Annotated in this window: 10 protein-coding genes; 2 read left to right on the forward strand and 8 right to left on the reverse strand. The window is 56.1% G+C overall.

All coding sequences use genetic code 11. The features are described from left to right. Window positions 1-20 precede the first annotated feature (20 nt). From EnteroDNA1_RS02625 to EnteroDNA1_RS02635, 3 genes are all read right to left on the reverse strand, one after another. A complete protein-coding gene (locus EnteroDNA1_RS02625) occupies window positions 21-995 on the reverse strand; it encodes a DUF1852 domain-containing protein (RefSeq protein ID WP_045142958.1) in 975 nt (324 codons plus the stop codon). Between the two features lie 244 nt (window positions 996-1,239). Beyond that, window positions 1,240-1,923 (reverse strand): YrhA family protein, encoded by a 684-nt coding sequence (locus tag EnteroDNA1_RS02630; RefSeq protein ID WP_064672457.1) that lies wholly within the window; start codon window positions 1,921-1,923, stop codon window positions 1,240-1,242. 10 nt (window positions 1,924-1,933) lie between these two features. Further along, window positions 1,934-3,049, reverse strand: coding sequence for a DUF6883 domain-containing protein (locus EnteroDNA1_RS02635; RefSeq protein ID WP_064672458.1), 1,116 nt, complete (start codon window positions 3,047-3,049; stop codon window positions 1,934-1,936). Window positions 3,050-3,359: 310 nt separating this feature from the next. Between EnteroDNA1_RS02635 and EnteroDNA1_RS02640 the strand changes: the two genes are divergently transcribed. After that, window positions 3,360-3,899 (forward strand): DUF2058 domain-containing protein, encoded by a 540-nt coding sequence (locus EnteroDNA1_RS02640; protein WP_023311631.1) that lies wholly within the window; start codon window positions 3,360-3,362, stop codon window positions 3,897-3,899. Between the two features lie 7 nt (window positions 3,900-3,906). On the opposite strand, the gene EnteroDNA1_RS02645 is transcribed toward EnteroDNA1_RS02640, so the two are convergent. Both EnteroDNA1_RS02645 and azoR read right to left on the reverse strand, forming a co-directional pair. Beyond that, a complete protein-coding gene (locus EnteroDNA1_RS02645) occupies window positions 3,907-4,593 on the reverse strand; it encodes an RluA family pseudouridine synthase (RefSeq protein WP_064672459.1) in 687 nt (228 codons plus the stop codon). A gap of 90 nt (window positions 4,594-4,683) precedes the next feature. Beyond that, window positions 4,684-5,289 carry an FMN-dependent NADH-azoreductase gene (gene azoR, locus EnteroDNA1_RS02650; protein WP_059311330.1) on the reverse strand — a complete coding sequence of 202 codons (606 nt, stop codon included), beginning with the start codon at window positions 5,287-5,289 and terminating at the stop codon, window positions 4,684-4,686. Window positions 5,290-5,494: 205 nt separating this feature from the next. On the opposite strand from azoR, the gene hrpA reads away from it, so the two are divergent. Further along, on the forward strand, window positions 5,495-9,397 hold the full coding sequence (gene hrpA, locus EnteroDNA1_RS02655; protein ID WP_069302789.1) for an ATP-dependent RNA helicase HrpA: 3,903 nt from the start codon (window positions 5,495-5,497) through the stop codon (window positions 9,395-9,397). A 505-nt stretch (window positions 9,398-9,902) separates the two neighbouring features. On the opposite strand, the gene EnteroDNA1_RS02660 is transcribed toward hrpA, so the two are convergent. The 3 genes from EnteroDNA1_RS02660 to EnteroDNA1_RS02670 all read right to left on the reverse strand — a co-directional run bounded on the left by EnteroDNA1_RS02660 (window position 9,903) and on the right by EnteroDNA1_RS02670 (window position 13,096). Then, window positions 9,903-10,562 (reverse strand): O-methyltransferase, encoded by a 660-nt coding sequence (locus EnteroDNA1_RS02660; RefSeq protein ID WP_069302790.1) that lies wholly within the window; start codon window positions 10,560-10,562, stop codon window positions 9,903-9,905. 75 nt (window positions 10,563-10,637) lie between these two features. Beyond that, window positions 10,638-12,017 (reverse strand): efflux transporter outer membrane subunit, encoded by a 1,380-nt coding sequence (locus EnteroDNA1_RS02665; RefSeq protein ID WP_069302791.1) that lies wholly within the window; start codon window positions 12,015-12,017, stop codon window positions 10,638-10,640. Continuing rightward, a complete protein-coding gene (locus EnteroDNA1_RS02670; protein WP_069302792.1) occupies window positions 12,014-13,096 on the reverse strand; it encodes an HlyD family secretion protein in 1,083 nt (360 codons plus the stop codon). Before EnteroDNA1_RS02670 ends, EnteroDNA1_RS02665 begins: the two co-directional genes overlap by 4 nt. Window positions 13,097-13,102 lie beyond the last annotated feature (6 nt).

The following is a 13,102-nucleotide window of genomic DNA, read 5'->3' on the forward strand; positions in this document are numbered from 1 at the left end:
AAAAGACCTTTTTTGATGAATTAAAGCGTGTAGTTATCAGACCACTGCTCAAGAATGTGTTGGTAAGGCTTAATAAAGTACGCTTCGGTAAAGCGACCCTGTTCAATCGCCAGTCGGCTACGCTCTTCCCGGTCATAAACAATTTTGGTTAAGGAGTGATCCTGCTGGTTCAGATCCGGTCGGTAGCACAGTCCCGCCGCCGAGTTTGCGTTATAAATTTCCGGGCGATAGATTTTCTGGAACGTCTCCATCGTGCTGATGGTGGCAATCAGCTCCAGATCGGTGTAGTCACTCAGCAAATCCCCTGTAAAGAAGAACGCGAAAGGCGCCACGCTGTTCTCCGGCATGAAATAGCGAACCTGCAGGCCCATCTTCGCGAAGTACTGTTCCGTTAGCGACTCGCCATCCGGCTGATATTCAATGCCCAGTACCGGGTGCTGGTTACCGTTGCGGCGATAGGTGTCTTTGCTGGAGACACTCAGGCAGATCACCGGACCCTTGCTGAAGTTTTCTTTGTATTCCGGCGAATTGACAAAGTGGCGGAAAATATTGCCGTGCAGTTCGCCAAACTTTTCCGGAATGCTGAAGTGCTGCTGGTTCTTGTTGTGTTCCAGCAGGCGCACGCTGAAATCATAATCCCGCACGTAAGAAGAGAAGTTATTCCCGACGATGCCAGGGATACGCAGGTTATTTTTTTTGTCGACAATCGTGGTTTGCAATATCTCAATGGCCGGGAACGGTTTTTCCGCGCCAATGTTCAAGTCGACAGAGATGATTTCCAGCTCAACCGCGTAGCGATCGGCGTTTGGGTTATCCCAGCGCGCCAGGGCGTTAAAACGGTTGTTGATCATCACCAGCGTATTGCGCAGGTTTTCCTGACGCTTTTCCCCGCGCGCCAGGTTGGCAAAGTTGGTGGTCGTACGCGTATTTTCTGACGGGTTGTAATTTTCATCGAAGCAACTGCGCTTAAGGGTATATGTGAAAGCTTTGCTCATTGTGGTTATGCATCCTAAGTTCATGTTGCTAAGAAGTTACCGATGCATAATTTATGCCTGAGCCCGCGGCGCAGGGGAAGTGACTTAATTTCAATGCAACATGAGCGAAGTTCATGAACAGTGTTGCGCACAGGCTGGAGAGGGCAGTGAGAGAAGAGGTATCGGAATGCTTTCGTTATACCTCCTTATTAATGCGATCCAATAGGCTGGTTGAAAATACAACCAGCAATTGATGTTGCGGATTTCAGCTCAACGTATCAATCAGCGTGGACAACAATTCGCTGAGGTTAGCATGTGTTTCAATGGCATAATCCATTGATGCTTTATCACGGATCTCGAAACAGTCATCTGTGAAGTTGTAGGCAAACACGGTCATACCATCTTCACCAATGAGTACCTTGTCAGTAAGGTTCGGATCAACATAGCTTTCGTTGTCACGTATTTCAAAGTTACGAATGTAGATATTCGACCATACGGGTTCACCGTTCTCCGCCCCCACCAGGCTGTACAGCGTCAAACCGTTATACTCAAGGCCATCCATGATTTCGAACATACCAGTGTAGTCCAGCCGGTTAACCATCAGACGTTGGATATCCTGGTAAACTCTTCTCTTCTGAGCATCCCATTCAGCAGGGGCGGCTTTGTACATCAAGTCTGTCATTACGTCAGGATCTACTGGGTTGGCTACCGGGAAATTATTGTCAACCAGCAGTGTTTTAAGGATACCTGGAGTGAAATAACTCTTTAGTTGAGCGGGAAGCAAAGCAGGCATTGCGATTGTTCTTCCTTCCTCATCGCAAAACTCGACAAGATAGCCCCGCGTAGGGGTGTTGAAAACCATAACAATCGTACCAATAGTCCCTTTTACCAGTCCTTCATTCGGTAAATCCTCGCCTAAAATCACTACGTCTAATTCGGCTCTTTTCATTTGTATTTTCTCATTTAACAAATATGGTTGTCAGGCGAGGAACTAACGCGTCTGTTTCATACATCCAACCTGTACGCACGATCGCTGTTTCATCATTGACGCCTAAAATGGACATATCGACAGCAATTGTTTGGCCGTAATTATTTGCCTGCAACACTTTGGCTGGGGCCGATAATACGCCTTCCTTGATTCTTGCGGCTAAAACATCTGCATTAGTTGGGTTGTATCCCAGCGCTGATTCAAATACCCTGGCTTTGTGCCCCCCTGTAGGATGTGTTGAATCTAAAGCATAAGCCGCGAGTTTTTTTGGGTCGATAACGGCGTGTTCAGCATTCACTAATGTACCATTCTCAGAGGTGAAACCTTTTACATATGGGTTTTCTAGTGCTGGTATCTTACCGAGGCCCGATATTTCGTCTATTTCGCTTAAAGGGTTCAACCTGCCAATTGTCAATCCTGCTGCAATGGAGGCACCCGCAATCATTAACCCTTTGTTGTTCATGATTTGATCGTAGCCCGCGGGGGCATCCCCACCAAGCTGCTGTGCGGTTTCATGAAAACCTTTAATATTGCCGTTATACACCCCACCAGCGGCGAGCAGTCGACCAACAGCTTTACTATTCAGCGTTTTCCCCGACGGTGAAGTTGTTGGCCCGTAATAATCATAATGCATCCGTTGAGTGGGAGCAGACTTCCTGCCTTGCCGATCGGCAATAACGTTCCGGTAAGCGCTCATGATTTCGTCCTTATACCATGCATGCCACGATGAGGAAGTAGGGGTAAAAATTAGCTCGCCGTTATTGTCGATATAAAACGGGTTCCGGTCGCTGCTCCAGTGCCTGGAGGTATCTACTCCAACAAGCCAGCCAATTTGAAGTTCGCGTTCTACTTGATCATAAATGGGATCTGCGTAGCTGCATTGCCTTCGTTCATAGGGTCTTTTATGTGGAGATATGCTGTTTTTTCTTTTGGGAAGACCAAAAGAGAGGCTATGACCGTTTGCTTCATAAGACAGATCATAATGTTTACACGCCTCTTTCAGTGAACCTGCTGGAGTAAGAATGTATTGAAAATCTTCAGGGTTTAATTGCCGTGTTAAATCATGTGACCGGTAGAGTCGAAACATGCGGAATCCTTATCGTTAAGCATCATTGTTCCTTTTAAGGGCATATTTTTTTCATTCTCTTAATAAGAAAAAACAGCCTACGCCTGAAGCGATCGCAATTATTCAATCCGCATCATATTCACGAACTGCTCATTTTTTTTTAAGAAAATGACCTGACAATTTTTAATCACTCTTGCGGCTATAACGTTAGTAAACGCTGAATAAATAATAAACAAGGCTCAGGCGACAAAGCGCCATGCCTACTTCTCTGGCACACTCTCCGCAATTCCCGCTATAATCCCCAAAATTTCCAACCGGTTTAGAAACGATCATGACAAAACTCACCTTACAAGAGCAGATGCTGAAAGCGGGCCTGGTCAGCAGCAAAAAAGCGGCAAAAGTGCAGCGCACGGCAAAGAAATCACGCGTTCAGGCGCGTGAAGCTCGGGAAGCGGTAGAAGAGAACAAGAAAGCGCAGATCGAGCGCGACAAGCTGCTGAGCGAGCAGCAGAAGCAGGCCGTGCTGGCGAAAGAGTTTAAAGCACAGGTGAAGCAGCTGATTGAGATGAACCGCATCACCGTGGCGAAAGGTAACATCACCTTTAACTTCACCGACGGTAATCTGATCAAAAAAATCGACGTCGACAAGCAAACCCAGGCTCAGCTGATTAATGGCCGTCTGGCGATTGCCCGTCTGGTCATCAACGCCAGCGGCGACTGTGAATACGCGATTATTCCGGCGGTGGTGGCCGATAAAATTGCCCAGCGCGATGCCGACAGCATCGTGTTAAACAGCGCGCTAAGTCAGGAAGAGCAGGACGAAGACGATCCGTACGCGGACTTCAAAATCCCTGACGATTTGATGTGGTAAACCGCATTCAGAACGGGGCGGCGTGACGGGCGTTAACCGGCTCTCCGCTCACGGGATGAATAAAATTCAGTTCGCTTGCATGCAGCATCAGCCGGGGCGTTTTCTCCGCCCCCGGCGCTTCAAGACCGCCATACAGATCGCAGCCCAGAATCGGGTGCCCCAGCTGCTGACAGTGAATACGCAGCTGATGGGTTCGCCCGGTCTCCGGCGTAAGTATCACCCGCGTTAACGGCAGTCCCGTACCCTGATAAAACCGTTCCACCACCCGATAGCGGGAGCGGGCGGGTTTTCCGTTGAGGGCGCAGATCGACATCAGCGGGAACAGCGCCGGGTCTTTGGCAATCGGCGCGTCTATTATTCCCTCGTCGTTTTCCACATGGCCGCAAAGCAGGGCGCTGTAGATCTTCTCCACGCTGCGCTGGCTGAACTGCTGGCACAGCGCCGCGTTGATGGCCTTATTGCGCGCAACCACCATCAGCCCGGACGTGCCGAAATCCAGACGGTGTACCAGCGTGCAGCCGGGGAACGTCTGGACCAGACGATAATGGACGGAATCAAGGTTTTGCGGATTTTTGCCCGAGAGGCTGAGCAGACCGGAAGGCTTATCGATCAGCAGCAGATGTTCATCCTGCCAGAGGATCTGAATGTCGTCGTGACACGGTGGGGCTATAAAAGAATCAATAATCGCAGACATCAGGCCGCCCGGCTGGAGAGTGGGAGCGGATGATAACGAAATGCGGGGGAAAAGAAAAACCCTCCCACCAGGCGGTGAGAGGGCAAAATCTTAGGCTGCTACCAGGCTGTCGATGGCGGCTTTCGCATCGGTCTGCGCTTTGGTCGCCACTTCCGGACCGTAAGCGATACCTTCAGCGAACACGAAGTTCACGTCGGTGATGCCGATGAAGCCCAGGAACAGGCTCAGGTACGGTGCAACCAGGTCGGTTGGGGTGTCTTTATGGATACCGCCACGGCTGGTCAGTACGATCGCACGTTTACCTTTCACCAGACCTTCAGGGCCGTTCTCGGTGTAACGGAAGGTTACGCCAGCGCGCGCCACCAGGTCGAAGTAGTTCTTCAGCTGGGTAGGGATGTTGAAGTTGTACATTGGGGCGTTGATGACGATAACGTCGTGCGCCTGCAGCTCGGCAATCAGCTCGTCGGACAGGGCCAGGGCTTCCTGCTGACGTGGAGACAGCGGTGCATCGCCTGGACGCAGCGCGCCAACCAGCTCGCCGTCCAGCACAGGAATTGGGTTTGCAGCCAGGTCACGCACGGTGATTTCGTCAGCGGAATGCTGTTCACGCCACTGTTCAACGAAGTAATCAGACAGCTGACCAGACTGAGAGTACCCTGCCAGAATACTGGATTTCAAAACTAATACTTTGCTCATGGGTGATTCCTGTTGTTGCATTTGATTGAAGGGGGTTGCCCCGTTGCTTGTTGACACTCTATTCACAATCCTGCCACAGAGATAGCGCAATATATCGAAGTCTATGTTCGAATTTTTTGAATAAGGCGCGAAAGACGTCAATGTGGTACTCTATAGCAATCATTAAAAAGAGAGTTTATCAGGGCGTGTACTGCCCTTTAACGCTATGACAGAACAACAAAAATTAACCTTCCCGATGCTCCTGCAACAGCTTGATTCTCTGATGTTGCGCGATAAACAGCGCTTTGCCCGCCGTCTGCACGGCGTGAAGAAGGTTAAAAATCCTGATGCACAACAGGCCATTTACCAGGAGATGGCGAAAGAGATTGAACAGGCGGCAGGGAAGGTTGTGCTGCGCGAAGCCGCACGTCCGGCAATTACCTACCCGGAAAACCTGCCCGTCAGCCAGAAAAAACAGGACATCCTTGAGGCCGTCCGCGACCACCAGGTGGTGATTGTTGCGGGGGAAACCGGCTCGGGGAAAACCACCCAGCTGCCGAAAATCTGTATGGAGCTGGGACGCGGGCTAAAAGGGCTGATAGGCCACACCCAGCCGCGTCGACTGGCGGCGCGCACCGTGGCGAACCGTATTGCCGAAGAGCTGCAGACGGAGCCGGGCGGCTGCATCGGTTACAAGGTGCGATTCAGCGACCACGTTAGCGATAACACCATGGTCAAGCTGATGACCGACGGTATTCTGCTGGCGGAAATCCAGCAGGATCGCCTGCTGATGCAGTACGACACCATCATCATTGACGAAGCGCACGAGCGCAGCCTGAACATTGACTTCCTGCTCGGCTACCTGAAAGAGCTGCTGCCGCGTCGCCCGGATCTGAAAATCATCATCACCTCCGCGACCATCGACCCGGAGCGCTTCTCGAAGCATTTCAACAATGCGCCGATTATCGAGGTGTCAGGACGCACGTATCCGGTGGAAGTGCGCTATCGCCCGATTGTGGAAGAGGCGGACGATACCGAGCGCGACCAGCTGCAGGCCATCTTCGACGCCGTTGACGAGCTGGGCAACGAAAGCGCGGGCGACATTCTGATCTTCATGAGCGGCGAGCGCGAAATCCGCGATACCGCCGATGCGCTCAGCAAGCGCGACCTGCGCCACACGGAGATCCTGCCGCTTTACGCGCGCCTGTCAAACAGCGAGCAGAACCGCGTATTCCAGCCGCACGGCGGGCGACGCATCGTTCTGGCGACCAACGTGGCGGAAACCTCGCTGACCGTGCCGGGGATCAAATACGTTATCGACCCGGGCACGGCGCGCATCAGCCGCTACAGCTACCGCACGAAGGTTCAGCGGCTGCCGATTGAGCCGGTCTCCCAGGCGTCCGCGAACCAGCGTAAGGGCCGCTGCGGCCGCGTGTCGGAAGGGATCTGTATTCGTCTCTATTCGGAAGATGATTTCCTGTCGCGTCCGGAGTTTACCGACCCGGAAATTCTCCGCACCAACCTGGCGTCCGTTATCCTGCAGATGACCGCGCTGGGGCTGGGCGACATCGCGGCGTTCCCGTTCGTCGAAGCGCCGGATAAACGCAACATTCAGGACGGCGTGCGTCTGCTGGAAGAGCTCGGGGCGATCACCACCGACGAGCAGGCGACGGTCTACAAGCTAACGCCGCTGGGCCGCCAGCTCAGCCAGCTGCCGGTGGATCCGCGTCTGGCCCGTATGGTGCTGGAAGCGCAAAAGCACGGCTGCGTGCGCGAGGCGATGATCATTACCTCGGCGCTCTCCATTCAGGATCCGCGCGAGCGTCCGATGGACAAGCAGCAGGCGTCTGACGAAAAGCACCGTCGCTTCCACGACAAAGAGTCCGACTTCCTCGCCTTCGTAAACCTGTGGAACTATCTCGGCGAGCAGCAGAAAGCGCTCTCCTCGAACCAGTTCCGCCGCCAGTGCCGCGTGGATTTCCTCAACTACCTGCGCGTGCGCGAGTGGCAGGATATCTACACCCAGCTGCGCCAGGTGGTCAAAGAGCTGGGCATTCCGGTCAACAGCGAGCCGGCGGAGTACCGCGAGATTCATATCGCGCTGCTGACCGGCCTGCTGTCCCACATTGGGATGAAGGACGCGGAAAAGCAGGAATATACCGGCGCGCGCAACGCCCGTTTCTCCATCTTCCCCGGTTCCGGCCTGTTCAAGAAGCCGCCGAAATGGACCATGGTCGCCGAGCTGGTGGAAACCAGCCGCCTGTGGGGGCGTATTGCCGCGCGTATCGATCCGGAATGGGTCGAGCCGGTGGCGCAGCACCTGCTGAAACGCTCGTACAGCGAACCGCACTGGGAGCGCGCGCAGGGAGCGGTAATGGCGACCGAAAAAGTGACCGTTTACGGCCTGCCGGTGGTCGCCGCGCGTAAGGTCAACTACAGCCAGATTGACCCGGCGCTCAGCCGCGAGCTGTTTATCCGTCACGCGCTGGTGGAGGGTGACTGGCAGACGCGCCACGCCTTCTTCCGCGAAAACCTGAAGCTGCGCGCGGAAGTGGAGGAGCTTGAGCACAAGTCCCGCCGCCGCGACATTCTGGTGGACGACGAGGCGCTGTTTGAGTTTTACGACCAGCGCATCAGCCACGATGTTATCTCCGCCCGCCACTTCGACAGCTGGTGGAAGAAGGCCAGCAAAGAGACGCCGGACCTGCTCAACTTTGAAAAGAGCATGCTGATTAAAGAGGGGGCGGAGTCGGTCAGCAAGCTCGACTACCCGAACTTCTGGCATCAGGGCAACCTCAAGCTGCGTCTGACGTATCAGTTTGAACCGGGTGCCGACGCGGACGGCGTGACCGTTCATATTCCGCTGCCGCTGCTAAACCAGGTCGATGAGGGCGGTTTTGAATGGCAAATTCCCGGCCTGCGCCGCGAGCTGGTGATTGCGCTGATCAAATCCCTGCCGAAACCGGTGCGCCGCAACTTTGTGCCTGCGCCAAACTATGCGGAAGCGTTTTTAGGCCGCGTCACGCCGCTGGAGCTGCCGCTGCTGGACGCGCTCGAGCGCGAGTTCCGACGCATGACCGGCACCACCATCGACCGCGAAGACTGGAACTGGGATCAGGTGCCCGATCACCTGAAAATCAGCTTCCGCGTGGTGGATGATAAAAACAAAAAGCTGCTGGAAGGACGTTCGCTGAGCGAGCTGAAAGAGTCGCTGAAAGGGAAAGTTCAGGAGACGCTTTCTGCGGTGGCGGACGACGGTATCGAGCAGAGCGGGCTGCACATCTGGAGCTTTGGTCAGCTTCCGGAAAGCTACGAACAGAAGCGCGGTAACTATAAGGTCAAAGCCTGGCCGGCGCTGGTGGACGAGCGCGACAGCGTGGCGATCAAGCTGTTTGATAATCCGCAGGAACAGCAGCAGATGATGTGGCGCGGGCTGCGTCGCCTGCTGCTGCTCAACATCCCGTCGCCGATCAAGTATCTGCACGAGAAGCTGCCGAACAAGGCTAAGCTCGGGCTGTACTTTAACCCGTACGGCAAGGTGCTGGATCTGATTGACGACTGCATCTCCTGCGGCGTGGACAAGCTGATCCACGAGGCGGGCGGTCCGGTCTGGACGGAAGAGGGCTTTGCTCAGCTTCATGAAAAGGTGCGCGCAGAGCTGAACGACACCGTGGTGGAGATAGCCAAACAGGTCGAGCAGATCCTCACCGCCGTGTTCAATATCAACAAGCGCCTGAAGGGGCGCGTGGATATGACCATGGCGCTGGGGCTGTCGGACGTGAAGGCGCAGATGGCGGGGCTGGTCTATCGCGGCTTCGTCACCGGCAACGGCTTTAAGCGTCTGGGCGATACGCTGCGCTATCTGCAGGCGATTGAAAAACGTCTGGAAAAAATGGCTATCGACCCGCACCGCGATCGCGCGCAGATGCTGAAAGTGGAGAGCGTGCAGCAGGCGTGGCAGCAGTGGCTAAACAAGCTGCCGCCGGCGCGCCGCGACGATGAAGACGTGCAGGCGATCCGCTGGATGATCGAGGAGCTGCGCGTCAGCTTCTTTGCCCAGCAGCTCGGTACGCCGTATCCGATTTCGGATAAACGTATTCTGCACGCGATGGAGCAGATTTCCGCTTAAAACCCTTGCCCGGTTTTCTCCCTCTCTCTGTGGACTGAGGAATCCCCAGTAATGATTAAACAGAAGCTATAACATTGTTTCAGAAAGTTTGAAGACTTACAGCGACGCCCTGGTCCGGCTGTAAATCGCTGAGGCGTTTGCCTTCCGGCCGGGGCGAGGCGCAGGGATGCGCCGAGAGGGCGGGCTTTACAGGGACGTTACCTCCGCCCGTACCCGATAAGCCGGAAGGAATAAGCCGAGGGCACCGCGAAGCGGCGATTTACCGCCGGGAGCCCGGGTCGCCAGGGTGGTGGCGACTGAGCCACCCTGGCACGTTCACCGGTCATGTCGTTACAGAGTAGCAAGGAACATAAAAGTGAACGGAATGACCACCAGATCTGTATGTTCCCCCTCACCCCAGCCCTCTCCCTCAAGGGAGAGGGGGCGTCCGTGCTGGCATTATTTTGTGGGGATTCCTCAGCCCTGTGGGAGAGGGTCGGGGTGAGGGCATCAGGCCGCACAATTTTCACCCGTTCACCATTGCCAGCGTAAACCCATCCCATCCCTTAACCCCCACCGTTTGCAGCGCGGTGGCGGTTAGGCGCGGGTTATCCCCAATCATTTCGATAAAACGCCGCACCCCCAGCACGCGCGCGTCGTCGCTTTGCCCGTTAATCACTTCGCCATCGCGCACCACGTTATCGCCAATGATTATCGTGCCGGGACGTGAATAGTGCAGCGCCCACTCCAGATAGCCGGGATTGTTCGGCTTATCGGCATCAATAAAGATCAGGTCGAACGGCGGAACGTCACCGAAATTCTCCAGTGAGCTCAGCGCCGGGCCTTCAATCAGTTCAATGCGCTCGTTCAGCCCCGCGAGGTGAATATTCTGGCGGGCCACATCGGCATGCGTCGGGTCAGCCTCGAGCGTAATCAGCTTTCCGTCCGGCGGCAGGGCTCGCGCCATCCAGATTGAGCTATAGGCGCCCAGCGTACCAATCTCAAGGATGCGTCTTGCCTGGGTCATGCGCACGAACAGCGCCAGCAGTTGCCCCTGATTGGCCGCAACATCGTGTTCGGGTAGCCCGGCGCGTTTGTTGTTTTCCAGCACCTGATGAAGCACGTCATCGTCAGGGATCAGCGAAGAAATCATGTAATTATCTACTGCAGACCATTGTTGATGCATAGATTGACTCCTTGGGTTTTTCTCCCTCTCCCTGTGGGAGAGGGTCGGGGTGAGGGCATCAGCGCGCAAGGGGGTTCACGCGCTCTTCCAGCCGCCGCCCAGCGCCCTGTACAAATCGATCTGCGCCAGCAGCAGGTTATTTTTCACCTGCACTACGCTGGTCTGAACCGAGTACAGCGTGCGCTGCGCGTCCAGCACGTCCAGATAGGAGGAGTAGCCGTTGCGATTGCGGTTCTGCGCAATGCGCAGCGTCTCCTGCGCCACCTCCTGCTGGGCAAGCAGCTCGGTCAGCTGTTCCTGATAGCGCGTAATAGCATCAAGACTGTTGTTCACTTCGGCAAACGCGTTGCGCACGGTTTTTTCATAGGCGTACAGCGCCTGGTTACGCTGGGACTGGGAAATATCCACCTGCGCATTCAGCGCCTGGCGGTTCAGCAGCGGGGCGAGAATACTGCCCCCGACGCTCCAGAGCTGAAGCGGGTTGTCCAGCAGGCCGGACAGGGTGCGATCCTGTATCGATCCGGTTGCGGTCAGGTTGATCGACGGCAGCAGGCTCGCGCGCGACGCGGCAAGCGAGGCGTCGGCCGCAACCAGCTGGCGTTCGGCCTGAACGATATCCGGGCGACGGTTCAGGAGCGTAGAAGGCAGCTGTGACGGCAGCCTCAGCGGCGTTAGCGCCTCAAAGCTTTCACTGCGCGCTACCGCGCCGGGATTGCTTCCCAGCAGCAGGCTGAGGGCGTTCTCCTGCTGTGCAATCTGATGCTGCAGCACGGGAACCTGCGCTCGCGTCGAGCGGAGTTCGGAATCCGACTGCATCAGCTCCAGACGCGAGCTGTAGCCCGTCTCAAACTGACGTTTCGCGAGGTTAAATGCCTCTTCGCGCGATTTCAGCGTGGATTCGGTCACCCGCAGCTGTTCGTCAAGCGAGAGCAGGGTGACGTACCCGGACGCAACGGAGGACGCGACGGTCAAATCCGCGGCGGCAGCGGCGGCTTTTTGCGCCTCCAGCGAGGCTTCGGCGGCACTGGCTGTGCTGCGGTTGACGCCCCAGATATCCACATCGTAGCTCGCCGTCAGGCTACCTCTGTACAGCGTGCCGTAGACCGGCAGCCCGGTCGCGGCGGATTGCGAACGGGCGCGCGTCCCCGTTACGCCCGCATCAAGCGACGGAAACAGGCTGCCGTCGGCCGCAAAGACCCGCGCCTGATACTCGTTAATCCGTTCGCGGGCGATCAGCACGTCGCTGTTGTTCTTTAGCGCCCGATCCACGTAGCGGTTGAGGTTGTTGTCATGAAAATTGCGCCACCAGAGCTGCTCCGCCGGGCTGGCAGGACCGGAATCGGCGCGCCACTGCGCAGGGATTTGCAGCGTTGGCTGCGCCGGTTTTACGTCGACGGACTGGCATCCGGTGAGCATTACCGCCAGCACCAGACCGGCTATCGGGCGAAGGGTCATTGTTTGCCCTCCCGCGTATCAATCGTCACCTGCACCGACATGCCCGGGCGCAGCAGGGCGGACTCCTCAGGCTTGCCGAGCACCTCGATGCGCACCGGAATACGCTGGGCGATTTTGACAAAGTTGCCGGTGGCGTTGTCCGGCGTGATGGCGCTGAATTCAACCCCGGTTGCCGGCGAGATGCTCTCCACGCGGCCCTGATAGGCTTTGTCGTTCAGCGCATCGACGGTGAATTTTACCGGCTGGCCGACGCGCAGCTCCGCGAGCTGCGTCTCTTTGATATTGGCGATCACCCAGTGCTGCGGCGGAACCAGCGTGGTGAGGTGGGTCCCGGCGGTCACGTACGCCCCGAGACGCACGGCAATCTGGCCGAGCTGGCCGTCGCGCGGGGCGATGATGCGGGTGTTTTGCAGGTCTATCTGCGCCAGCTCCAGCGCCGCTTTGGCGTTTTCGACATCCGCCTCCAGCGCGCCGCGGTTCACAATTACCGTCTGCAGATCCTGACGCGACATCTCAAGCAAGGCTTTAGCCTGCTCGATGTCGGCGCTGCCCTGGGCCGCGCTGGCCAGCGCCGCGTCGCGCTCGCGAATGGAAAGCGAGCCGTCCGCCGTCAAATCCTTCACGCGCTTTAAATCCGCCTGGGTTTTCAGGCTCTGGGCGCGGGCATTTTTCAGCGCCGCGTCGTTTTTGGCGATCGTCGCTTCGGCGCTTTTACGCTGCTGCAGGTTGTTATTAAGCGCGGCAATTTTCATCGCCAGCTGTGCCTCGGCCTGATGCACGCGCTGACGATAGATACGGTCATCAATCTGCAGCAGCAGGTCGCCTTTTTTAACCTGCACAAAGTCCTGAACCTTCACCTCGGTGATATAGCCATTCACCTGGGGGCTGATGAACGTCGTCTGACCGCGCACGTAGGCGTTGTCGGTAAACTGCGCGTGGCGGGTGAACGGCGGAAGCTGCCACGCGTAAAGGATCACCAGCACGCCGACAATACCGATGGCAGCGGCTGTGAAAACGGAAACAATGCGCACATTTTTGCGGGTGTTGGCCTGCTCTTTAGCGGCATCCTGCTGACTCATAAACTC

It is taken from the genome of Enterobacter sp. HK169 (genome assembly GCF_001719105.1).
GTDB classification, from domain to species: domain Bacteria; phylum Pseudomonadota; class Gammaproteobacteria; order Enterobacterales; family Enterobacteriaceae; genus Enterobacter; species Enterobacter asburiae_B.

Excerpts from the sequence above, each read along its gene's own strand:
- EnteroDNA1_RS02670 (WP_069302792.1), bottom strand. The coding sequence starts at position 13,096 with ATGAGTCAGCAGGATGCCGCTAAAGAGCAGGCCAACACCCGCAAAAAT.
- EnteroDNA1_RS02660 (WP_069302790.1), bottom strand. The coding sequence starts at position 10,562 with ATGCATCAACAATGGTCTGCAGTAGATAATTACATGATTTCTTCGCTG.
- EnteroDNA1_RS02640 (WP_023311631.1), top strand. The coding sequence starts at position 3,360 with ATGACAAAACTCACCTTACAAGAGCAGATGCTGAAAGCGGGCCTGGTC.
- EnteroDNA1_RS02635 (WP_064672458.1), bottom strand. The coding sequence starts at position 3,049 with ATGTTTCGACTCTACCGGTCACATGATTTAACACGGCAATTAAACCCT.
- EnteroDNA1_RS02630 (WP_064672457.1), bottom strand. The coding sequence starts at position 1,923 with ATGAAAAGAGCCGAATTAGACGTAGTGATTTTAGGCGAGGATTTACCG.
- hrpA (WP_069302789.1), top strand. The coding sequence starts at position 5,495 with ATGACAGAACAACAAAAATTAACCTTCCCGATGCTCCTGCAACAGCTT.
- EnteroDNA1_RS02625 (WP_045142958.1), bottom strand. The coding sequence starts at position 995 with ATGAGCAAAGCTTTCACATATACCCTTAAGCGCAGTTGCTTCGATGAA.
- azoR (WP_059311330.1), bottom strand. The coding sequence starts at position 5,289 with ATGAGCAAAGTATTAGTTTTGAAATCCAGTATTCTGGCAGGGTACTCT.
- EnteroDNA1_RS02665 (WP_069302791.1), bottom strand. The coding sequence starts at position 12,017 with ATGACCCTTCGCCCGATAGCCGGTCTGGTGCTGGCGGTAATGCTCACC.
- EnteroDNA1_RS02645 (WP_064672459.1), bottom strand. The coding sequence starts at position 4,593 with ATGTCTGCGATTATTGATTCTTTTATAGCCCCACCGTGTCACGACGAC.